At 64.6% G+C, this 22,264-nt stretch carries 22 protein-coding genes; 10 read left to right on the top strand and 12 right to left on the bottom strand.

The genetic code is table 11. The annotated features are described in order from the left end of the window. Positions 1 to 8: 8 nt before the first annotated feature. The 6 genes from rpe to trpC all read left to right on the top strand — a co-directional run bounded on the left by rpe (position 9) and on the right by trpC (position 5,981). Positions 9 to 674 (top strand): ribulose-phosphate 3-epimerase, encoded by a 666-nt coding sequence (rpe, locus tag MWN76_RS10890; protein WP_250461444.1) that lies wholly within the window; start codon positions 9 to 11, stop codon positions 672 to 674. 442 nt (positions 675 to 1,116) lie between these two features. Beyond that, positions 1,117 to 2,643, top strand: coding sequence for an anthranilate synthase component I (gene trpE, locus MWN76_RS10885; protein WP_250461443.1), 1,527 nt, complete (start codon positions 1,117 to 1,119; stop codon positions 2,641 to 2,643). Continuing rightward, a complete protein-coding gene (locus MWN76_RS10880) occupies positions 2,630 to 3,502 on the top strand; it encodes an ion transporter (RefSeq protein ID WP_250461604.1) in 873 nt (290 codons plus the stop codon). Before trpE ends, MWN76_RS10880 begins: the two co-directional genes overlap by 14 nt. Then, positions 3,499 to 4,077, top strand: a complete 579-nt coding sequence (locus MWN76_RS10875; RefSeq protein ID WP_250461442.1) for an anthranilate synthase component II — start codon at positions 3,499 to 3,501, stop codon at positions 4,075 to 4,077. Before MWN76_RS10880 ends, MWN76_RS10875 begins: the two co-directional genes overlap by 4 nt. A 54-nt stretch (positions 4,078 to 4,131) precedes the next feature. Then, entirely contained in the window at positions 4,132 to 5,190 is a 1,059-nt protein-coding gene (gene trpD, locus MWN76_RS10870) for an anthranilate phosphoribosyltransferase (protein ID WP_250461441.1), read from the top strand. Next, entirely contained in the window at positions 5,187 to 5,981 is a 795-nt protein-coding gene (gene trpC, locus MWN76_RS10865) for an indole-3-glycerol phosphate synthase TrpC (protein ID WP_250461440.1), read from the top strand. The genes trpD and trpC overlap by 4 nt, the downstream gene beginning before the upstream one ends. 400 nt (positions 5,982 to 6,381) lie before the next feature. Here trpC and crp read toward each other — a convergent pair whose 3' ends face one another. After that, entirely contained in the window at positions 6,382 to 7,017 is a 636-nt protein-coding gene (crp, locus tag MWN76_RS10860) for a cAMP-activated global transcriptional regulator CRP (RefSeq protein ID WP_345780071.1), read from the bottom strand. A gap of 397 nt (positions 7,018 to 7,414) precedes the next feature. Between crp and MWN76_RS10855 the strand changes: the two genes are divergently transcribed. After that, positions 7,415 to 7,822 (top strand): OsmC family protein, encoded by a 408-nt coding sequence (locus MWN76_RS10855; protein ID WP_250461439.1) that lies wholly within the window; start codon positions 7,415 to 7,417, stop codon positions 7,820 to 7,822. Here MWN76_RS10855 and coq7 read toward each other — a convergent pair whose 3' ends face one another. The 11 genes from coq7 to MWN76_RS10800 form a co-directional block, all read right to left on the bottom strand. Continuing rightward, positions 7,823 to 8,467 carry a 2-polyprenyl-3-methyl-6-methoxy-1,4-benzoquinone monooxygenase gene (coq7, locus tag MWN76_RS10850; protein WP_250461438.1) on the bottom strand — a complete coding sequence of 215 codons (645 nt, stop codon included), beginning with the start codon at positions 8,465 to 8,467 and terminating at the stop codon, positions 7,823 to 7,825. It abuts the gene before it with no gap. Positions 8,468 to 8,540: 73 nt separating this feature from the next. Then, positions 8,541 to 9,836 (bottom strand): phosphoribosylamine--glycine ligase, encoded by a 1,296-nt coding sequence (purD, locus tag MWN76_RS10845; RefSeq protein ID WP_250461437.1) that lies wholly within the window; start codon positions 9,834 to 9,836, stop codon positions 8,541 to 8,543. A 133-nt stretch (positions 9,837 to 9,969) separates the two neighbouring features. Further along, a complete protein-coding gene (gene purH, locus MWN76_RS10840) occupies positions 9,970 to 11,544 on the bottom strand; it encodes a bifunctional phosphoribosylaminoimidazolecarboxamide formyltransferase/IMP cyclohydrolase (protein WP_250461436.1) in 1,575 nt (524 codons plus the stop codon). A gap of 346 nt (positions 11,545 to 11,890) precedes the next feature. Further along, positions 11,891 to 12,199 (bottom strand): DNA-binding transcriptional regulator Fis, encoded by a 309-nt coding sequence (gene fis / locus MWN76_RS10835; protein WP_250461435.1) that lies wholly within the window; start codon positions 12,197 to 12,199, stop codon positions 11,891 to 11,893. Continuing rightward, positions 12,196 to 13,188: a tRNA dihydrouridine synthase DusB gene (dusB, locus tag MWN76_RS10830; protein WP_345780070.1), complete on the bottom strand. Its 993-nt coding sequence runs from the start codon at positions 13,186 to 13,188 to the stop codon at positions 12,196 to 12,198. The genes fis and dusB overlap by 4 nt, the downstream gene beginning before the upstream one ends. 200 nt (positions 13,189 to 13,388) lie before the next feature. Then, on the bottom strand, positions 13,389 to 14,528 hold the full coding sequence (locus MWN76_RS10825; protein WP_250461434.1) for a DUF3426 domain-containing protein: 1,140 nt from the start codon (positions 14,526 to 14,528) through the stop codon (positions 13,389 to 13,391). Positions 14,529 to 14,698: 170 nt separating this feature from the next. Beyond that, a complete protein-coding gene (gene prmA, locus MWN76_RS10820; RefSeq protein ID WP_250461433.1) occupies positions 14,699 to 15,580 on the bottom strand; it encodes a 50S ribosomal protein L11 methyltransferase in 882 nt (293 codons plus the stop codon). A 309-nt stretch (positions 15,581 to 15,889) separates the two neighbouring features. Further along, positions 15,890 to 17,230: an acetyl-CoA carboxylase biotin carboxylase subunit gene (gene accC, locus MWN76_RS10815; protein WP_250461432.1), complete on the bottom strand. Its 1,341-nt coding sequence runs from the start codon at positions 17,228 to 17,230 to the stop codon at positions 15,890 to 15,892. A 13-nt stretch (positions 17,231 to 17,243) separates the two neighbouring features. Continuing rightward, positions 17,244 to 17,720 carry an acetyl-CoA carboxylase biotin carboxyl carrier protein gene (gene accB, locus MWN76_RS10810; RefSeq protein ID WP_250461431.1) on the bottom strand — a complete coding sequence of 159 codons (477 nt, stop codon included), beginning with the start codon at positions 17,718 to 17,720 and terminating at the stop codon, positions 17,244 to 17,246. Positions 17,721 to 17,747: 27 nt separating this feature from the next. Next, positions 17,748 to 18,203: a type II 3-dehydroquinate dehydratase gene (gene aroQ, locus MWN76_RS10805; protein ID WP_250461430.1), complete on the bottom strand. Its 456-nt coding sequence runs from the start codon at positions 18,201 to 18,203 to the stop codon at positions 17,748 to 17,750. Between the two features lie 251 nt (positions 18,204 to 18,454). Then, positions 18,455 to 20,260: a protein-disulfide reductase DsbD family protein gene (locus MWN76_RS10800; RefSeq protein ID WP_250461429.1), complete on the bottom strand. Its 1,806-nt coding sequence runs from the start codon at positions 20,258 to 20,260 to the stop codon at positions 18,455 to 18,457. 163 nt (positions 20,261 to 20,423) lie between these two features. Here MWN76_RS10800 and MWN76_RS10795 point away from each other — a divergent pair, with 163 nt between their 5' ends. The 3 genes from MWN76_RS10795 to MWN76_RS10785 all read left to right on the top strand — a co-directional run bounded on the left by MWN76_RS10795 (position 20,424) and on the right by MWN76_RS10785 (position 22,262). Next, positions 20,424 to 21,110, top strand: coding sequence for an N-acetylglucosaminyltransferase (locus MWN76_RS10795; protein WP_250461428.1), 687 nt, complete (start codon positions 20,424 to 20,426; stop codon positions 21,108 to 21,110). Positions 21,111 to 21,126: 16 nt separating this feature from the next. Then, positions 21,127 to 21,582: a copper chaperone PCu(A)C gene (locus tag MWN76_RS10790; protein ID WP_250461427.1), complete on the top strand. Its 456-nt coding sequence runs from the start codon at positions 21,127 to 21,129 to the stop codon at positions 21,580 to 21,582. 110 nt (positions 21,583 to 21,692) lie between these two features. Continuing rightward, positions 21,693 to 22,262, top strand: a complete 570-nt coding sequence (locus MWN76_RS10785; RefSeq protein WP_250461426.1) for a YajG family lipoprotein — start codon at positions 21,693 to 21,695, stop codon at positions 22,260 to 22,262. The last annotated feature ends 2 nt before the right edge of the window (positions 22,263 to 22,264 follow it).

Below are 22,264 nucleotides of genomic sequence, written 5' to 3'. Positions count from 1 at the left end.
GAACCGCAATGCCGGATTACAAGATCGCCCCCTCCATCCTCTCTGCCGATTTCGCCCGCCTGGGCGAGGAAGTGGACGCGGTACTGGCCGCCGGTGCCGACTGGGTGCATTTCGATGTGATGGACAATCACTATGTGCCCAACCTGACCATCGGCCCGATGGTCTGCCAGGCGCTGCGCAAACACGGCGTGGAGGCGCCCATCGATGTACACCTGATGGTGGAGCCGGTGGACGATATGATCCGCATGTTCGCCGACGCCGGCGCCACCTCCATCACTTTCCACCCGGAGGCCTCGCGCCATGTGGACCGCTCGCTGCAGCTGATCCAGGGCCTGGGTTGCAGGGCGGGCCTGGTCTTCAATCCGGCCACCGGCCTGGATGCGGCCCGGTACGTGATGGACCGGCTGGATATGCTGCTTTTGATGTCCGTCAATCCGGGCTTTGGCGGCCAGAAGTTTATCCCCGCGACCCTCGACAAGCTGCGCGAGGCGCGCCGGCTGATCGACGACTCCGGGCTGGATATCCGCCTGGAGATCGACGGCGGCGTCAAACAGGACAATATCGCCGAGATCGCCGCCGCCGGCGCCGATACCTTCGTCGCCGGCTCAGCCATCTTCAGCGCCGACAACTACGCCGAGACCATCGGCGCCCTGCGGCGGCAACTGGCCAAGTAACCCCCGAGATTCACTATGTAGCTACTCTCTCCCTCCGGGACAAATTTGTCGGGAACAAGTTTGGACGCCGAGGGCGCCCGAAGGGTGAGTGCCATGGATGGCGGAAGTGCAGAAAATGCAGGAGCGCTTTTCTGTCGGTGCGTACCGTTGGCCGGCCGGTGTGCATGGCGCATCCTACTTGAGTCCCGAGTCCCGAGTCCCGAGTCCCGAGTCCCGAGTCCCGAACCCCTTGCCGCCCCCACAATGGATTTGTACACTTATGCGCCCAAATTGAGGGAACATCCGTGAACCACACTGCCCCCCACATCAACAGCTGGCGATGGCGCCGCTAGTCCGCTGAGGCCAACAACCGGCATCGACGCCGCCTGGCCGCCTATCCCGTGGGCGCCCGCTGTATCCACCCGCCCGCCAATCGAATCTTTGCAAACTGACTGGAGTCGCCATGACCCCAAGTGAATACGCCCAACTTGCGTCCGCGGGTTACAACCGCATACCGCTGGTGCGCCGCGTGCTGGCGGATATCGAGACACCGCTGTCCACCTACCTGAAACTGGCCGCGGGTCGCTATAGCTATCTGTTGGAATCGGTGCAGGGGGGTGAGAAGTGGGGCCGCTACTCGTTCATCGGCCTGCCGGCGCGCACTCTGCTGCGGGTTCGCGATCACACCGTCACCGTCGAGCGCGGCGGCGAGGTGATTGAGCGGCACCAGGCGGAGGATCCACTGGCATTCGTGGAGGAATTCCAGCAGCGCTACAAGGTGCCGGAACTGCCGGGCCTGCCGCGCTTCAACGGTGGCCTGGTGGGGTATTTCGGCTACGACTGCGTGCGCTATATCGAGCCGCGCCTGGCCGACAGCGCGCCGCCGGATATTCTCGACAACCCGGATATCCTGCTGATGGTCAGTGACGAGCTGGTGGTGTTCGACAACCTGGCCGGGGCGGTGATCCTTATCGTCCACGCCGATCCGGCGCTGGACGGGGATTTCGAGCGCGCCGGCGAGCGCCTGGATCAACTGGTCGACAAGCTGGCACAGCCGCTGCCGGAAACGGTGCCTCTGGACCTGGATGGCAACGGTATCGACGAGTCCGCCTTTCACTCCCACTTCGGCGAGGAGGCATTCAAGCGGGCGGTCGGCCGCGTGAAAGAGTATGTGCTGGCCGGCGACGTGATGCAGGTGGTGCCATCCCAGCGCCTGTCGGCGCCGTTCAGCGCGCCGCCGCTGAATCTCTACCGCGCGCTGCGCAGCCTGAACCCGTCGCCCTATATGTACTTTCTCGATCTGGGCGACCACCAGGTGGTGGGCTCCAGCCCGGAGATCCTGGTGCACCTGGAGGACGGCGAAATGACCGTGCGCCCGCTGGCCGGCACCCGCCGCCGCGGTGCCAGCGAGGAGGAGGACGCGGCGCTGGAGCGCGAGCTGCTCGCGGACCCGAAGGAGGTCGCCGAACACCTGATGCTGATCGACCTGGGCCGCAACGACGTCGGCCGCGTGGCCGAGACCGGCAGCGTCAAGGTGACCGAACAGATGGTGGTGGAGCGCTACTCTCACGTGATGCACATCACCTCCAATGTCGCCGGCCGGTTGAAGTCCGGCCTCACCGGTATCGACGCGCTGCGCGCGGCGCTGCCGGCGGGCACTCTATCCGGCGCGCCCAAGATCCGCGCCATGGAGATCATCGACGAGCTGGAGCCGGAGAAGCGCGGCATCTACGGCGGCGCGGTCGGCTACCTGGCCTGGAACGGCAATATGGACACCGCCATCGCCATCCGCACGGCGGTGATCAAGGACGGTCAACTGTATATCCAGGCCGGCGCCGGCCTGGTGGCCGACTCGGACCCGCAATCCGAGTGGGACGAAACCATGAACAAGGCCCGTGCGCTGTTCCGCGCCGCGGCCATGGCGCTGTCGGTCGGTGACGGCGGTGAGAGCAACAGCACAGCGAAAGTCACCAGTGATGAACGAAGTTAGTATTCCCAGCAGCCCGTCCCTGGCCGGGCTCTGCCGGCGTCTTGTCGAGGCGCCGCTGTTCAACCAGGCAATTATCGGCCTGATCCTGCTCAACGGTGTGGCCGTAGGGCTGGAGACTTCGCAGTGGTTTGTGGGCCGCTTCGGCGACCTGCTGCACGGCGTCAACCAACTGATCCTGGTGTCCTTCATCGTCGAGGCGGCGATCAAGATGGCGGCGCACGGGAGCCGCCCCTGGCGCTACTTTGCCAGCGGCTGGAACTGCTTTGATTTCAGTATCATCGCCCTGAGCCTGATCCCGGCGGCCGGGCCGCTGGCCACGCTCGCGCGCCTGGTGCGGGTGCTGCGGGTACTGCGCCTGGTGTCGGCCTTCCCGGAGCTGCGCCTGCTGGTGGATACACTGCTCAGGAGCCTGCCCAGCATGTTCCATATTGCGCTGCTGATGAGCATCATCTTCTATATCTACGGGGTGGCCGGTTATTTCCTGTTCCACGAGATCGACCCGACCCACTGGCGCAGCCTGCCGATCGCGCTGCTGAGCCTGTTCCGGATCGTCACCTTCGAGGACTGGACCGATATCATGTACACCGCCATGGATTCCATGCCCTGGGCCTGGGTCTACTTCATCAGCTTTGTGGTGATGGGCGCCTTCGTGATGATCAACCTGTTTATCGGCGTGGTGCTGAACAACCTGGAAGAGGCCAAGCTGCGCCGCCTGGACGAGCTGCAGCTGCCGCCCAGCCAGACGGAAATCCTGCGCGAGCTGCGCGCCACACAGCATGCCCTGGCACGACTGCAGAAGCGCATGGAGCCCGAAATGCAAGAGTTGGAGAAAGCAATGGATAGAGGAGCCGCACAATGATTCTGATGATCGATAACTACGACTCCTTTACCTGGAATGTGGTGCAGTACCTGGCCGAGCTGGGCGCGGATGTAAAAGTCGTGCGCAACGATGAGATCGCCGTCGACGATATCGACGCGCTGGCGCCGGAGAAAATCGTGATTTCGCCGGGACCCTGCACGCCCAACGAAGCGGGAATCTCCATGGATACCATCCGCCGCTTCGCCGGGCAGATCCCGATCCTGGGCATCTGCCTCGGCCACCAGAGCATCGGCCAGGTGTTCGGCGGCCGCGTGGTGCGCGCCGGCCAGGTAATGCACGGCAAGACATCGCAGATAGTGCACAACAACCTGGGGGTGTTCCACGGCCTGTCCAATCCGTTCGAGGCCACCCGTTACCACTCGTTGGTGGTGGAGAAGGGCAGTTTGCCGGCGTGCCTGGAAGTCACCGCCTGGACCGAGACCGGGAGCGGTGAGATCGACGAGATCATGGGCTTCCGTCATCGCGAACTGCCGGTGGAGGGGGTGCAGTTCCACCCCGAGTCCATCCTTACGCAACACGGCCACGATATGCTGAGAAACTTTCTCGAGGCTTGAATCGACAAGAGCGGCAGCCGGGCCGCATATATCACAGGGATCAGGGGAGAAAAAATGAATATCCAACAGGCCATCGCCAAGCTGGTGGAAGGCGATCACCTCACGCGCGCCGAGATGCGCGACACCATGGGCCAGATCATGCGCGGCGAGGCCGAGGAGGCGCAGATCGGTGGCCTGCTGGTGGCGCTGCGGCTGCGCGGTGAGACAGTGGAGGAAATCGCCGGCGCGGTGGAAGTGATGCGCGAACTGGCAACACCGGTGCAACTGGACCTGACCCATGCGGTGGATATCGTCGGCACCGGCGGTGACGGCGCCAACCTGTTCAACGTCTCCAGTGCCGCCAGCTTTGTCGCCGCGGCGGCGGGGGCGCGGGTGGCCAAGCACGGCAACCGTTCGGTCTCCTCCAGCAGCGGCGCGGCGGACCTGCTGGACCGGGCCGGTATCTATCTGGAGCTGAACGCCGGGCAGGTGGCGCGCTGCGTCGATACTGTCGGCGTCGGTTTTATGTTCGCACCCACCTACCACAGCGCCATGCGCCACGCGGTGGGCGCGCGTCGGGCGCTGGGGCTGCGCACCATTTTCAACCTGCTGGGCCCGATGACCAATCCGGCCGGCGTGACGCGCCAGGTGATCGGTGTCTATGACCGCAGCTACTGCCGCATTCTCGCCGAGGTTTTGCAGAGTCTCGGTTCCGAACATGTACTGGTGGTTCACAGCGAAGACGGCCTGGATGAGGTGAGCCTGGCGGCGGATACCCACGCGGTGGAGCTGAAAGGCGGCGAACTGCGGGAATTCAGCATCCGCCCCGAGGACTTTGGCATCGAGCGCCGCGATCTCTCCGGCCTGACGGTGTCCGGTGCCGAGGAATCCCTGGCCCTGATCCGCGCGGCGCTGGCCGGCGACGACAGCGAGGCGGCCCGCAAGGCCGCCGATGTGATCGCGATGAACGCGGGATTGGCGATCTATGTCAGCGGCGTGGCGGACAGCGCCGAGCAGGGCGTGGCCATGGCCCAGGACGCCATTGCCAGCGGCATCGCCGGGGAGAGGATCAAGGACCTGGCGGCCTTCACCAGCGCCTTCCGGCCGGAACCCATCGAGGAGAAGCGCTCATGAGCACCCCGACGATCCTGAAGACCATTGTCGAGCGCAAGTGGCAAGAGGTGGCCGAGCGCCAGCGGCAGTGCCCGATGGCAGAGCTTCGGGCCAGGGCGGTGGACCAGCCGCCGGCGCGCGGATTTGTATCGGCACTCGAGACCAGATTGCAGGCCGGTGAGGCGGCGGTAATCGCGGAGATCAAGAAAGCCTCGCCGAGCAAGGGCGTTATCCGCCCGGACTTTATTCCGGCGGAGATCGCCACCAGCTATGAAAAGGGCGGCGCCGCCTGCCTGTCGGTATTGACCGATGTGGATTTCTTCCAGGGCAGCGATGCCTACCTGCAGCAGGCCCGCAATGCCGTGCGCCTGCCAGTGCTGCGCAAGGATTTCACTGTGGATCCGTACCAGGTGTGCGAGGCGCGGGCCATCGGCGCCGACTGTATCCTGCTGATCGCCGCCTGCCTGGAGGACGCACAGATGCAGGACCTGAACGGCCTGGCGCAGGAGCTTGGGTTGGATGTACTGGTCGAAGTGCACGACCGCGAGGAGCTGGAACGTGCCCTGAAACTGCCCAACCGCCTGATCGGTATCAACAACCGCAACCTGCATACGTTCGAAGTACAGCTGGAAACCACCTTCAGGCTGCTGGACCTGGTACCGGACGACCGCATCGTGGTGACCGAGAGCGGCATCCACACCACCGACGACGTCGCAGCCATGCGCGGTCACAACGTCAACAGTTTCCTGGTAGGGGAGGCGTTTATGCGCGAGCCGGAGCCGGGGCGCAAGTTGATGGAGATGTTTAACTGATTCTCGGGACTCGGGACTCGGGACTCGGGTAAGGCGCGCCGTGTGCACCGCCCAGTGTCATCTCTGTGTTCGCCCTTGTTTTTGTGCACTTCAGGCTGGTGCCATTAAGCAAATGGGTGGCAGCAGGGCCTTCGCAGCAAATTAGGTGTTCTTTTCCAACTATCCAAATAGAATTCGAATGTCGATGCGAAGGCGCTGATACCGATAGCTGTTTGCCAGACCTTATGAGGCATGGATGCCGATTAGAGCGTACATGGATGTATTTACAGCGTGTCTGGCAAACAGCTATCGGTAGCAGTGCCGCCACCGCCGCAACTAACAACACCAGCTGAAGGAGCCCCAATCAAAAAGGGCGAACTAACGTTCGCCCTTCACTGGTTACAGGCCTCTGACCGTTCAATCAGCGCGTGCCGTAAACCACCATCGTCTTGCCCTTCACCGATACCAGCCCCTGCTCCTCGAGGGTCTTCAGTACCCGGCCGACCATCTCCCGCGAGCAGCCGACGATGCGGCCGATTTCCTGGCGGGTGATCTTGATCTGCATCCCTTCCGGGTGGGTCATCGCGTCCGGTTCGTTGCACAGGTCCAGCAGGGTGCGGGCCACGCGGCCGGTGACGTCGAGGAAGGCCAGGTCGCCCACCTTGCGGGTGGTGTTACGCAGGCGGCCGGCCATCTGTGTGGCCAGGGCGAACAGGAATTCCGGGTGTTGCCGGGTCAGCTCCTGGAACTTGCTGTAGGAGATCTCCGCGACCTCGCACTCGGTCTTGGTGCGCACCCAGGCGCTGCGGGTGTCCTGGTCGAACAGACCCATTTCACCGAAGAAATCACCGTCGTTCAGGTAGGCGACGATCATTTCGCGGCCCTCGTCGTCCTCGATCAGCACGGTCACCGAGCCCCGCATGATGAAGTAGAGTGACTCGCAGCGGTCGCCCGCGTAGATGATGGTGCTCTTGGCCGGGTAGCGACGCCGGTGGCAGTGAGCGAGAAAATCTTCGATATTGCCGATAGACATGGGTTCTTCGGTAGCAACCGTCACGGACCTACTCCTTATAATTTTTGACTTGTGTGCCTGATCCCGACCGGAAGGCGCCACAGCACAACAGCTGAATTATGGCGCTAAAAGCCTGTCCCCAACAGTGGTCGGGCCCGGGAAACGCTCGCAGTGTGACCTGGAACACTATTGCCCTGCCAGAGTCTGCTGTTTCGCGCGCATTGGCGCCCGGCGTGAGCCCCGGATAGCCACCCAGCTTACAGCAGCACAGTGAGACCTTATAGCGGCTGCGGGGTTCAGTGGCAACCGCCCCCGATTCTGTGATCGAAGTGTTGTCTTTTTGTGACAGGGCCGGAACCACTATACCGGAAAAGCCGGCGAAGCGGGCGGCGCCGGTGGATGTGGTAAGCTTCGCGCCCTCGTATTCTGAAGGAGTTGGATCATGCAGGGCAAAGTGACCTGGGTAGACGAGCTGACGTTTGTCGGCGAGGCCGGCAGCGGTAATTCGGTGGTAATGGAAGGTGGGCGCAAGAACAACGGCATCCGCCCGATGGAGATGATCCTGCTGGGAGTGGGCGGCTGCGCTTCCTACGACGTGGTCAGCATCCTGCAGAAGGCGCGCCAGGACGTCCTCTCCTGTCACTGCGAACTGAACGGCGAGCGCCCGGATGCTACCCCGGCGCCTTTTACCCGTATCGAGATGGCGTTTGTCGTGCGCGGCCGCAATATCAAGGAGAGCCAGGTGAAGCGGGCGGTGGAGTTGTCGGCGGACAAGTACTGCTCGGCGTCCATCATGCTGAAGAACGCCGGCGTGGAGATAGCGCACAGCTACCGCATCGAGGAAGTGTGATCAGACTTTATAGCTGGCCGCCGTCATCGCCCTGGACACCAGCGTCATCAGGCCCTTGACCGGGGCCGGGAAGCGCGCGCCGCCGGCTTCCAGCGCCGCGTGGCCGTGCTCCTCCTCATCGATCCGCATCTGCTCCACCACCGCGCGGCTCCTGCGGTCCTGTGCCGGCAGTTGCTGCAGGTGGCTCTCCAGGTGTTTGCACACCTGCTCCTCGGTAGCGGCGACAAAGCCCAGGCTGACGCGGTCGCCAACCTTGCCGGCGGCGGCGCCGAGGCCAAAGGACAGGCCGTACCAGAGCGGGTTGAGCAGACTGGGGCGGCTGTCCAGTTCCGCCAGCCGCTGTTCGCACCAGGCCAGGTGATCGATCTCCTCGTCCGCGGCTTTTTCCATCTCGCCGCGCACCTCCGGCAACCTGGCGGTCAGCGCCTGGCCCTGGTAGAGGGCCTGGGCGCACACCTCGCCACTGTGATTCACGCGCATCAGTCCCGCCGCGTGGCGTCGCTCCGCATCGCTCAGCTCGGCCTCCGGCTCGGCACCGGCTGGTGACTGGCGCCCGTGGCAGGGTGTTCCGGGGCTCAGTGTGCGCAGGGCGCGGTCCGCCTGCAGCAGCAGGCGATCGATACCGGTCAGTTTGCGTTCACTCACAAGTTGTTCCTTTCACCGCTTGAGACCTGAAGATATTCCGATGCAGGGTGCGCACAGCGCACCCTGCGCCGATTCAGCTGGTGGCCGCTTCCTCGCGCTCGATGGCGCGGTAGCCGATGTCCTTGCGGAAGAAGACGCCGTCCCAGTAGATGCCCTTGGCGGCCCGATAGGCATTGGCCTGGGCCTCGGCCACGGTGTCGCCCAGTGCAGTGGCGCAGAGCACGCGCCCGCCGCTGGTCACCACCCGCTCGCCGTCCAGGGCGGTGCCGGCGTGGAAGACCTTGGCATTGTCGCTGTCGGCACTGTCCAGCCCGGAAATGGCGTCGCCCTTGCGATAACTGCCGGGGTAGCCATTGGAGGCCAGCACCACGCCCAGCGCCGGGCGCGAATCCCACTCGACACTCGTCTCGTCCAGGCGCTTCTCCACCGCGGCCTGGCACAGTTCCACCAGGTCGGACTTGAGGCGCATCAGGATCGGCTGGGTCTCCGGATCGCCGAAGCGGCAGTTGTACTCGATCACCTTGGGGGCGCCGTCGGCATTGATCATCAGACCGGCGTAGAGAAAGCCGGTGTAGGGCATGCCCTCGGAGGCCAGGCCCTTCACCGTGGGCTCGATCACCTCGGCCATGATGCGCTGGTAGACGTCGTCGGTAACCACCGGTGCCGGTGAATAGGCACCCATGCCGCCGGTATTCGGGCCGGTGTCGCCGTCGCCGACGCGCTTGTGGTCCTGGCTGGTGGCCATCGGCAGGATATGCTCACCGTCCACCATAACGATAAAGCTGGCTTCCTCGCCGGTCAGGAACTCCTCGATCACCACGCGGCAGCCGGCGTCGCCGAAGGCGTTGCCGGACAGCATATCGCGCACCGCCAGTTCCGCCTGCTGTTCGGTTTCGGCCACGATCACACCCTTGCCGGCAGCCAGGCCGTCGGCCTTGACCACGATGGGCGCGCCCTTCTCGCGGATATATGCCAGCGCCGGCTCCACCTCGGTGAAATTGCGGTAGTCGGCCGTGGGGATCCGGTGGCGCTCGAGGAAGTCCTTGGTGAAGGCCTTGGAGCCCTCGAGCTGGGCCGCCGCCTTGCTGGGGCCGAAAATGGCCAGGCCGCGGCTGTTGAAGAAATCGACGATGCCGTCCACCAGCGGCGCCTCGGGACCGACAATGGTCAGTTCGACGCCGTTCTCCTCGGCGAAATCCGTCAGCGCGGAGAAGTTGTCGACGCCGATGGCGACATTTTTCAGTTTGGGTTCGCGCGCGGTGCCGGCATTGCCCGGCGCCACGAACACGGTGTCGACGGCGGGGTTCTGGGCCGCTTTCCAGGCCAGGGCGTGCTCGCGGCCGCCTGCGCCGATTACCAATACATTCATTCTCTAAATCCCCCTGAGTCGGCCGGTGGTTTCCTGTTGGAGGCCTATTCTAGCCCGATTGCCCACCGGACAAGAAAAAAGCCGGCCCATTGTGCGCCGGCTTTTGTGACCAGTTTATGATCAATGATGCCCGTTAGTGGCGGAAATGGCGCATGCCGGTGAAGACCATGGCCATATCGTGCTCGTCCGCGGCGGCGATGGTTTCCTCGTCGCGCATGGAGCCGCCCGGCTGGATTACCGCGCGCACGCCCACCCTGGCGGCGTTGTCGATACCGTCGCGGAAGGGGAAGAAGGCGTCGGACGCCATGACCGAGCCCTTCACCTCCAGACCCGCATGCTCTGCCTTGATGGCGGCGATACGGGCGGAATTGACGCGGCTCATCTGGCCGGCGCCGACACCGACGGTGCGGCCGTCCTTGCCATAGACGATGGCGTTGGACTTGACGAATTTCGCCACCTTCCAGGTGAACAGCAGGTCGCGGATTTCCTCTTCAGAGGGCTGGCGCTTGGTCACCACTTTCAGGTCGCCCTCGGTGATGAGACCGTCATCGCGATCCTGCACCAGCAGGCCGCCGTTGACGCGCTTGTAGTCCAGCCCCGGAATGCGCTGCGCGCCCCAGTGGCCGCAGGCCAGCAGGCGTACGTTCTTCTTCTCGGCCACGGCCGCTTTTGCTTCCTCGGACACGGACGGCGCGATGATCACCTCGACAAACTGGCGCGCGACGATGGCTTTTGCGGTTTCGCCGTCCAGCTCGCGGTTGAAGGCGATGATGCCGCCGAAGGCGGACTCGCTGTCGGTCTCGAAGGCCAGGTCGTAGGCCCGGTGGATATCCGCAGCGATACCCACACCACAGGGATTGGCGTGCTTGACGATCACACAGGCGGGCTCGTCGAAGCTCTTTACGCATTCCAGTGCCGCGTCGGTGTCGGCGATATTGTTGTAGGAAAGCGCTTTGCCCTGGAACTGCTCGGCGGTGGCGATGCTGGCTTCGGCCGCATTCGGCTCGACGTAGAAGGCACTTTTCTGATGCGGATTCTCGCCGTAGCGCAGGTCCAGCTTCTTCTCGAACTGAGAGTTGAAAGTGCGCGGGAAAGCCTGCTTTTCGCCGTCTGCGGAGATGGAGCCCAGGTAATTGGCGATAGCACCGTCGTAGCCGGCGGTATGCTCGAATGCTTTCACTGCGAGGTCGAAGCGGCTGTCGTGACTCAGGGCGCCGTTATTGGCCTTCATCTCTTCGACGATGCCGTCATAGTCGCCGGCGTTGACGACGATGGCTACATCCTTATGGTTCTTGGCCGCGGCCCGGACCATGGTCGGGCCGCCGATATCAATATTCTCGATCGCCTCTTCCAGTGTGCAGTCGGGCCTGGCGACGGTCTGGGCAAAGGGATAGAGGTTGACCACCACCATATCGATCGGCGTGATGCCGTGCTCCGACATGACGCTGTCGTCGGTACCGCGACGGCCGAGGATTCCGCCGTGGACTTTCGGGTGCAGGGTCTTTACGCGCCCATCCATCATCTCCGGGAAACCGGTGTAGTCGGAGACTTCCACCACCGGGATGCCGGCCTCTTTGATCTGGCGGTGAGTGCCGCCGGTGGACAGGATTTCTACGCCCAGTTCGGAGAGGGCGCGGGCAAAATCGACAATGCCGCTTTTGTCCGAAACGCTGATCAGCGCGCGGCGGATGGGAGTTTGGTCGGTCATTGGGGGTCCGTTCCAGTTTTAGGTAGGTTGGAGTTTAGTGTTGGTTGGGTAATCTTGTGTTCGGGACTCGGGACTCGGGACTCGGGACTCGGGACTCGGGACTCGGGACTCGGGACTCGAAAAGAATATCGAAATTCGATGCAAAGGCCCTGCTACCGGGAGCTGTTTGCGGGACTGTTGGCGAGAGGGACCTCGCCGACAAGCCTACAGGGACGTATTCACGGCGTGTCCCGCAAACAGCTCCCGGTAGCAGGGCCGCCCCGGACCCACTTAAGGCATCTGACCCGAAACACAAAAGCCGCGCGATGCGCGGCTTGGTATCTCTCTATGTATTGGTCCCGAGTGCTTACAGCAACCCGTAACGCTTCAGCTTCTTGCGCAGGGTGCCGCGGTTCAGGCCCAGCAGCTGTGCGGCGCGGGTCTGGTTGTGGCGGGTGTACTTCATGACCACTTCCAACATCGGCGCCTCGATCTCGGACAGCACCATGTCGTAGACGTCGGTAACCATCTGGCCATCCAGGTGACGGAAGTAATTCTCCATCGCCTGCTCGACCGCATCGCGCAGTGACTGCTGCTGCGGCTGCGCCAGTTGCGTCTGCCCCCCTGTGGATACCTCTTCGTTGCCGGCATCCGGAATCAGTGCTTCATTATTCATGCCGCTTGTGCCCCTCTCGTTATTCGGCGTTCAAACCACTCGTGAACGCTGGCATGTTGTGCTTCTGCGCTTTCTAATTGGAAAAAGGTCTTGCGAAAGGACTCGCTCCCCGCGAGTGTCTTCAGGTACCAGCCCACATGCTTGCGGGCGATACGGACCCCCATCAATTCACCGTAGAAACGGTGCAATTCGCCCAGGTGGGCGAGCAAAATATCCCTGACTTCTTCCAGTGCGGGTTCCGGAAGCATCTCCCCCGTGGCGAGGAAGTGCCCAATCTCCCGAAATATCCATGGCCGTCCCTGTGCTGCACGGCCAATCATCACTGCAGCGGCGCCTGTGTAGTCGAGCACCTCCCGGGCCCGCTGTGCACTGGCGATGTCACCATTGGCGAAAACCGGAATTTTCACCCTGGATGCAATATCGGCAATGGTATCGAATTCGGCCTGACCGCGATACCCGCAGGCGCGGGTGCGCCCGTGTACGGCCAGGGCTGAAATGCCGATGTCTTGAGCCATTTTGGCCACCGTGACCCCGTTGCGAGAATCCGTGCACCAGCCAGTGCGGATTTTCAGGGTCACGGGAACTGAGACGGACCGGACCACGGCTTCCAGAATCTCCGCGACCAGTTTCTCGTCCCGCAACAGGGCCGACCCCGCCGCTTTCCTGCAGACCTTCTTCGCCGGGCAGCCCATATTGATATCAATGATCTGCGCGCCACGACGCTCATTCTCGCGCGCGGCCTCCGCCATCATTGCGGGGTCGCCGCCGGCGATCTGCACGGAGATGGGTTCCGCCTCGCCGCCGTGGTCGAGGCGCAGCCGCGACTTGCGGCTGTTCCACAGGCGCGTGTCCGAAGTCACCATCTCCGACACTACCAGGCCCGCGCCCTGGCGCCGGCACAATTGGCGGAAGGGGCGGTCGGTCACACCGGCCATCGGCGCCAGAATTACCGGGGTGCCGATAATGTAGGGGCCAATGGCAATGGACACAGTCACTCCGGTGGGTTGTCGGCGGGCGCCGCGGCGCTCCTGCTCCGTAAAAAGAGCCGCCTATGATAGCGGTTGCCCCGGCGTTGGAAAAGCGAAAAAGCGCGCAAATTGGTTGTCGAGTGCGCGTTTAGTGTGCCGATTGCGCAGTTTTTGCGGATTTAAACGCCTTACGGCGCCTCTTGCCGTTGAGTATGTGAGCGCTAATTCACTATGTGCAGTTCGTAGTTCACCGCCTCGCTGCCCGGGTCGACAATCTCGATGGCGATATGCACCGGGCTGCCGCTGGGCATCTGCCGGCTGCCGGCCAGCTCGCCCCGCAGATAGTCCCGCGGGGCGAATCGGCGGCTGGCGACCGGCCGGTTCTTCAGGTCGGTGAAGCTGAGCTGCAGGCTGGGGAAAGACTGGGGGAAGGGGGCGGTATTCAGCAGTACCGCGTCCACCACCAGCGCGCCGGCCAGTTCCGGATGGCTGCGCACCACCAGGTTGGATGCGCGGATCGCCTGCAGGTCCACCAGCGGCGGCAGCTCGCAACCAAGGGCCGGGCAGGCCACAGCGTAGAGCTGGCGCCAGGGTTGCTGCTTGCCCAGGCTGTCGAAACGGTAGTAGGCCACCTGCGCCGCCAGGCCCGCCAGCAGCACCAGGGCCAGCAGTGTCCACAGCCAGCCGGGGATGCGCCGGTCCACCTTTGGCTGCCAGGACATTTCCACCGGCGCCGGCTCAATGGCGCTGATCAGGTGATCGCGCTCGCGTTGTGGCGAAATCTCTCCACCGTCGTCGCGTGCGGCAGCGGCGCGGGTTTCAATCTGCTGCAGCCGCTCGGACATCTCGTCCCGGGGCGGTTCGTCGTCCCACGGTGTCGAGGGGGCGGGTTCGCGCCGGGGCGGCGGATCCGGTGATTCGTTGGCCCAGGGATCTTCGTCCGGGTCCGGTAGCAGCGCATCGATATCGTCGTCCGGTTCTCCGTCTGCCGGTGTCCCGGTGCTGATCTCGCGCCACTGCTGGTCGCCGAAAGCCTCGCCGATCAGCGGTTCGTCTCGCTGTATTTCACTCTTCTGGGCGGCATCGCTTGCGTCTTCAACGGGCATGGTGGGCGGCGCCGGTGCGCTGCCGTCGCCGTCCAGGTCGATATCGTCGTGGATCAGGAAATCATCGTCTTCCAGCAGGGCCTCGAGATCCCGGCCGGCCTTGGGGTCGCTCTCGGTAAAGACGATATTCTCGTCGGCGCGGAATACCTGCAGGCAGGAGCCACAGCGCACGGCGCCGCGGGCCGCGCGCAGCTGCTGCTCGTTGACATGGAAAGAGGTGCTGCAGTGGGGGCAGCGGGTAACCAGTTGCGACATCGGATTGCGTAATTTTTATCGGGGCGCCAAGTGTATCAGCAGGCCGGGTGGGGGCGAACCTTTCAGGAGAGTGCCAGTAAGTTAGCTTAGGGGCGGCCCTGCTGCCGGGAGCAGCACCGCCACGGAACCGTCTAACGAGGTGGCCCTAGGGGCGAATTCAAGATTTGCCCCTAGCGTACACGGGTGCCACTCAGGCGCACCCACTCCTCGCGCCGGCCGTCCTCATCGAAATCGATCCACTCCCTGTAGGCGGCTTTCACGGTGTCCGCCTGGGAGGCGAGGATGCCGGACAGGCAGATACGGCCGCCGAGCCTGGTCAGCCCGGTCAGCTGCGGAGCCAGTTCCACCAGCGGGCCGGCGAGGATGTTGGCCAGCATCACGTCCGCGGGTTCCCGCGGCAGTTTTTCCGGCAGGTAGACCGGGAAGCGCTCCGGCTCCAGGCCGTTGCGGGCGGCGTTGTCGCGGCTGGCGATCAGTGCCTGGGGATCGATATCGGTACCCAGGGCGCGCCCGGCGCCGAGCAGCAGGGCGCCGATGCCGAGGATGCCGGAGCCGCAGCCAAAATCGATCGCGCTCTTGCCGGCCAGGTCCTCGCCCGCGAGCCACTGCAGGCACAGGAAGGTGGTGGGGTGGGTGCCGGTGCCGAAGGCCAGGCCCGGATCCAGCAGCAGGTTGACCGCCTGAGGGTCCGGCGGTTCGCACCAGCTGGGGCAGATCCACAGGTTGTCTGCGCACTGGATGGGCTTGTAGTGGCTCATCCACTCGCGCTCCCAGTCCTTGTCTTCCAGCTGTTCCCAGCGGGTATTGGGCAGCAGCTCGCACAGGAAGGAGGCGGCCTTGGCCTCGGTCACGGCGGTATCGACCTCGGCGTCGAACAGGCCGGTGACGCGGGTCTGGTCCCAGAGCGGCGTCTCGCCCAGGCCGGGTTCCAGGATCGGCTGGTCGGCGTTGTCCTGCATGGTCACGGACACGGCGCCGGCGAACAGCAGCGCATCCTCGATTTTGTCCGCGTGCTCGCGGTTGGTGTCTACTCGGAGTTGGAGCCAGGGCATAGGGGTGGTCGGTGGTTGTTGGTCTGTGTGTAGGAGCGGTCCGGCCGGGAGCGGTCCGGCCGGGAGCGGCCCGACCGGGAGCGGCCCATGGCCGCGATGGGGGCAGCGGGTTTCCCGGGAGGGCAGATGTAAGAAGATTCGGGGTCGGCCCTGCTGCCGCAAGCTGTTTGCGGGACACGCTGTGAATCCATCCCTGAACGCTCTAATCGACATCCCTGTCTCATAAGGTGCCGCAAACAGCTTGCGGCATCAGGGCCCACGCATCGGAATTCGGTATTCTTTTCGAGTCCCGAGTCCCGAGTCCCGACCTTACAGCCCCAGCTTCTTCTCAAGATAGTGAATATTCACCCCGCCCTCGGCAAAGGCCTCGTCCCGCACCAGTTGTTCCTGCAGCGGGATATTGGTCTTGATGCCGTCGACGATCAGTTCCGACAGCGCTACCCGCATGCGCGCCAGGGCGGCCTTGCGGTCCTCGGCGTGGGTGATCACCTTGGCGATCATCGAGTCGTAGTTGGGCGGTACCGTGTAGCCGGAATAGAGGTGCGAGTCCACGCGCACGCCCAGGCCGCCGGGGGTGTGGAAATTGTTGACCTTACCCGGGGAGGGGAAAAAGGTCTTCGGGTCCTCGGCGTTGATGCGGCACTCGAAGGCGTGGCCGCGGATCACGATATCTTCCTGCTTCAGCGACAGCTTCTCGCCGGAGCAGACGCGGATCTGCTCCTTGATCAGGTCGACACCGGTGACCATCTCGGTGACCGGGTGTTCCACCTGGATGCGGGTATTCATCTCAATAAAGTAGAAGCGCTCGTCTTCGTACAGGAACTCGAAGGTCCCGGCGCCGCGGTAACCGATTTCGATACAGGCCTGTACACAGGACTCCTGCACACCGCGGCGCACATCGTCGGGAATACCCGGCGCGGGCGCTTCCTCGAGTACCTTCTGGTGGCGGCGCTGCAGGGAGCAGTCGCGGTCGCCCAGGTGGATGGCGTTGCCCTGGCCGTCGGACATTACCTGCACCTCCACGTGGCGGGGGTTCTGCAGGAATTTTTCCATGTACACGGTGCTGTCGCCGAAGGCCGCGCCGGCCTCGGACCTGGTCACCGAGATGGCGTTCAGCAGGGCCGCTTCGGTGTGCACCACGCGCATGCCGCGCCCGCCGCCGCCGGAGGCGGCCTTGATGATCACCGGGAAGCCGATTTCGCGGGCGATCTCCAGGCAGCGTTCGCCATTCTCCGGCAACGGGCCGTTGGAGCCCGGTACCGTGGGCACGCCGGCCTTCTTCATCGCCCTGATTGCAGACACCTTGTCGCCCATCAGGCGGATGGTGTCGGCGTCCGGGCCGATAAAGGTGAAGCCGCTCTTCTGCACCTGCTCGGCGAAATTGGCGTTCTCGGACAGGAAGCCGTAGCCGGGGTGCACCGCCACCGAATCGGTGATCTCCATCGCGGAGACGATCGCGGGGATATTCAGGTAGCTCTGCGGCGACGGGTTGGGGCCGATGCAGACGGCCTCGTCCGCCAGGCGCACGTGTTTCAGGTCGCGGTCCACCTGCGAGTGCACGGCGACGGTGGCGATGCCCATCTCCTTGCAGGCGCGCAGCACGCGCAGGGCGATTTCGCCGCGGTTGGCGATCAGTATCTTGTCAAACATAAGTCACCCCCGCTCAGACGATGGTCACGAGCGGCTGGTCGAACTCCACCGGCTGGCCGTCTTCCACCAGGATCTGGTCGATGGTGCCGGCCTTGTCGGCCTCGATCTGGTTCATCATCTTCATCGCCTCGACGATGCAGACCACGTCGCCGGCCTTGACCTGCTGGCCCACTTTTACGAAGGGGTCGGCGCCGGGGCTGGAGGCGGCGTAGAAAGTGCCCACCATCGGCGACTTGATCGGGTGGCCGGTCAGCGCCGGCACCGATTCGGATTCGGCGGGCTCGGCGGCGGGGGCCGGTGCAGCTGGCGCCGGGGCCGGGGCGGGGGCCGGCGCCTGCATCGGTGCGGCCATGACCGGCGCCGCGTGCTGGGCCGCGCCGCTGGTGCCGCGGCTGATGCGTACCGATTCCTCGCCTTCCTTGATCTCCAGCTCGCCGATATCCGATTCTTCGAGCAGTTCAATCAGTTTCTTTATCTTGCGGATATCCATAGTACTTCGCTCTCTGTGTCTGGTCGTTCAATGGGGGGATGGCGCCAGGCTCAACTGCTGCATGGCGGCCTCGATGGCCAGGGTGTAGCTGTGTGCGCCGAAGCCGCACACGACCCCCCGGGCCAGGTCGGAAAAATAGGAGTGGCGCCTGAATTCCTCCCGCGCGTGGGGGTTGGACAGGTGCAACTCGATAAAGGGGATGGCGACCGCCGCCAGGGCGTCGCGCAGGGCCACACTGGTGTGGGTAAAGGCGGCGGGGTTGATGACGATAAAATTGATGCCCTCGCCGGGCGCCGCCTGGATGCGGTCGATCAGTGTGGCCTCGCTGTTGCTCTGCAGTGTCTGCAGTCGATGGCCGGCGGCCTCGCACTGGCTGCGCGCGGCGTCGTCGATCTGCGCCAGGGTGGTGGCGCCATAGATTTCAGGCTCGCGGCTGCCGAGCAGGTTGAGATTGGGCCCGTGCAGCAGAAGAATGTTCGCCATAGCTTGCCCTGAAGAAAAAGCGCGAAACGGTCACAAAAACCTGACGAAAGTCGGCTAACTTGCAGGCTTCCGCCAGTTTTACGGCCTTCTGGCCGAATTTTCAGCGAGTGTGCCGCAAAAGTGACCCCTTGTCCATGCTGGATTCCAGGTTTCTTGACGTTAGCGGAACTTCAGGGTGTTTTCCGCGATCTTTGGCGCAAGATGGCTGAAGAGGGTGGCCTGTTTGCCGGCCAATCTGGCTATAAAGGCCGTCAGGGGCCGGCATCGCCCGTCGCAGTGATGGCCCCGTTTCCGGCGGCGGCCCGCAGCGCCGCCAGCAGGCCGTCCCGGGTCAGCACCTGGGGCAGTATCTGCGCGTCGCCGCCGCCGGCGGGGTAGAGCAGGTAGAGCGGCACGCTGGTGCGGCCGTAACGGGCCAGCAGCTCGCTGATCTGCGGGTCCTGGTTGGTCCAGTCGCCCTTCAGCGCGATCACATCCAGCTGCTCGACGGCGTCGGCAATCTCGTCGCTCGACAGGACCGCTTTTTCGTTGGCCAGGCAGGTGATGCACCAGGCGGCGGTCATATTGACCAGTATCGGGCGCCCCTCGCTGCGGCCGCTGTCCAGCAGCTCCGGCGAGTAGGGTTGCCAGTAACCGCTGCCGATGCCGGCGGACTGCTGCAGCGGTGCCAGCCGCGGCAACAGCAGTGCCGCCAGCAGCAGCGCCGCCAGTGCTGCGCCGCCCTTGCCCCAGCGCCAGTCGGGTCGGGGCCACAGCCACAGCGCGAAGGCGATGGCGACGGCGCCGGCCAGCACCAGTGCCACGCCGTCGCTGCCGGTCTGCCGGCCCAGTACCCACAGCAGCCACACCGCGGTCAGGTACATGGGGAAGGCCAGCAGTTGCTTCAGCCGGTCCATCCAGGGGCCCGGCCGCGGCAGTCGCTCGGCCAGTGCCGGAATGTAGGTCAGCAGCAGGAAGGGGGCGGCCATGCCGGCGCCCAGTGCCGCGAACACGGACAGGGCAACGGCGGCGGGTTGCGTTACCGCAAAGCCGAGTGCCGAGCCCATCAGCGGGGCCGTGCAGGGGCTGGCCACCACCGTCGCCAGCACGCCGGTGGCAAAGGAACCGCGCAGGCCGTGTTGCGCACCCAGCCCGCCGCCAACGCCCATCAGGCTGCCGCCGAACTCGGTGACGCCGGACAGGCTCAGGCCCATGGCGAAGAACAGGTAGGCCAGCGACGCGACCAGTATCGGCGACTGCAGCTGGAAACCCCAGCCGACGGCCTCGCCACCCGCCCGCAGCGCCAGCATCAGCGCCGCGATGAGTACGAAGCTCGACACCACGCCGGCGCCGTAGACCCAGCCGTGGGCGTGGCGCCGGTGCGGGCTTTGCGCCCCCTGGCTGATGGCCAGCACCTTGATCGACAGCACCGGGAACACGCAGGGCATCAGGTTCAGCAGCAGGCCGCCGGCAAAGGCCAGCAGCAGGGCGAGAGGCAGGGCCATATCGGTGCCGTTGGCGGTGCTGCCGCCGGAACCCGGGAGGGGGGCGGCCGGCGTCGAAGCCTCCATTGGCGCGACGCTGCCGCGGGTCGGATCCAGCCGGAACTGGCGCACCTGCGGAGGGTAGCAGAGACCGGCATCGGCGCAGCCCTGGTAGTGCATTTCCAGCTGCAGCGGCCCGTCCGCTTGCACGGCGACGGGGATTTCCAGTTGCAGCCGGTAGACCTCGGTCTCCTTCTCGAAGTAGTCGTCCCAGATGACCTCGCCCTCGGGCAGGGTCAGTGGCAGTTCGGTCTTTTCAGTCCCATCAATGCGGTAGAGGGCCAGCTTGTCGCGATAGAGGTAGTACTCCGGCGCTATCTGGAAAATGGCGGAGATGCCGTCGCCATCGAACAGGAAATCCTGTTGGTAGGCCCGGTCCACGGGCAGGAACTCGTCCTGCACCGCGACGGGGGACTCACTGCCGAAGCTGCTCTGGGCGCCGGCCGGCATCGACAGCATCTGCGAGACCGGCAGCAACAGTATCGCCAGCAGTGTGAGGAAATTTTTGCGGAAAATGTCGGTCATCACAGCCATGGGAGTAAAAATTCTTTATAGTCAGTTGTCTGACTGTTGCAGTCTGCAGCGGTTCAGCGACGACCGCTGCGTCGGCAGTATAGCCGGGCGCGCGGTGCAAAAAAACAACAGTGGGAGATGGGTCTTGTCCTCGATAGGCGCTTCCTGCAGCCGTTGGATCTGTTTGTTCACCGCCCTGTGGCTGGGCGGCTGTGTCACCACGCCGCCGGTACCGCCGCCGCGGGCGGTGCCGCTGCCGGAACCCGAGAAGCCCGCCGGGCCCTCGCCGGAGGAGATCCGCCGGCGCAACGTCGAGTTTTTCCTGCAGCGGGCGGAAGCGGCCCAGGCGCGGGGCTACCTGACCCAGCCCGCCGGTGCCAGCGCCTACGACTACTACCTGCGGGTCCGGCAGCTGGACCCGGGCAACAGCCGCGCCGCCGCCGGTATCCAGACCATCGTCATCGACCTTGTGGGGCGCGCCCGGGACGCGCTGCGCCGCCGCTCCTTCGGCCAGGTAAACAGTTTCCTGAACCGCGCCGAGCAACTCGCACCGGGCAACGCGCTGGTGGAGGAAGTGCGCGCGCAACTGGTGCGCGAGCGCAGCCGCGCCTCGGTCCGGCTGCCGCAGGGCGATACGATCACGCTGCCCGCCGGCGCCCTGTCGGCGAAATCCGAGCCGGCGATCCAGTTGCTGCAGCGGACGGCACGGCGCATCCAGCGGGAAGATCTGCGGGTGGTGATCATCGCCCGCAGTGACGCCGAGGGACGCTGGATCTACCAGCAGCTCAGGGAGGCGGTGAGCGACTACCGGGTACGCGCCAATATTCGCGTCGGCGGCCCGCCGCAGCTGATCCTTCAGACACAACAATAAACACGGGAGATAGCGCGTGAAACGACTCTGTGGCCTGTTGTCGGCTTTGTTGCTGAGCGTATCCGCCGCCGCGTCGGAGGCGACGCTGCAAATCGACGGCTATGCGCGGGAAACCCTGCCCGGCGCCGCCATGAGCGCGGCCTACCTGACGCTGCAAAACGGCGCGCAGGAGAGGCGCCAGTTGGTGCGGGTGGAACTGCCGGGGCGGTCGGGTGCCTCCGCGGACCTGCACACCACCGAAGAGCGCGACGGTGTCAGCCGCATGCGCCCGCTGGACATGCTGTCGGTGCCCGCCGGCGGCGAGGTGCAGATGGCGCCGGGCGGCGTGCACCTGATGCTGCGCGGCGTGGAGCTGCGCGCCGGCGACAGCCTGCCGCTGCGCCTGCATTTTGCCAGTGGCGACGCCATCGATATCCGGGTGCCGGTGCGCAGCCTGCGGGCAGCGCCGGGGGGCGCGCACCACCACGGCTGAACTTTCGATGCCGGTTGGCAACGAAGGGCCTGGGGACCATTCCCCGAGCCGCGTGTCTCGAGAACAAAACCTTGTATTACAACTGCCCAATCGATCAGGGGGAGAATTCGATGAAAAAACTGCTGTTATTCCTGGGCGCCTGTACCCTGGCGGCCTGCGCCCACAGCCCGATCCAGATCCAGGTGCGCCCGCAGGTGGAGGTGGCGCCGGCGGATATCGGCGCCGGCCGCACGATCAATGTGCGCGGGGTCAACAAATTGCCCGGCGGCGGCCTGGGTTCCCTCGGCGGTGTCTACGCCAGCGACGACCAGGTGCAACTGGGGAACAATGTGGAGAATGCCATCGCACAGACGCTGGGCGACGGTTTTGCCAGCTGGAACTTCCGCCCCGCCGGCAGTTCCGCGGACGTCCAGGTGGTCGCCAACCTGACCGGCCTGCGCTACGACAGTCCGGACAAGATCTACACCACCAAGGTTGACACCGAGGCCGAGGTGCAGCTGGAGGTCAGGATCGGCGGCGCCACCTACTACGGCAACTACCGCTCCAGCGGCAAGGACCGCAGCCTGATCAAACCCGACCGCGCGGAGGTGGAGACGCGTATCAACGGTCTGCTCAGCGCAACACTGCAACGCGCCTTCGAGGACGAGAAGCTGAAAAACTTCTTGCGCGCCAACCGCTGAAT

The sequence above is a fragment of the Microbulbifer litoralis genome, assembly GCF_023634065.1.
In the GTDB taxonomy this organism is placed as follows: Bacteria; Pseudomonadota; Gammaproteobacteria; order Pseudomonadales; family Cellvibrionaceae; genus Microbulbifer; species Microbulbifer litoralis.
This window is presented reverse-complemented; position numbering and strand designations above follow the sequence as displayed.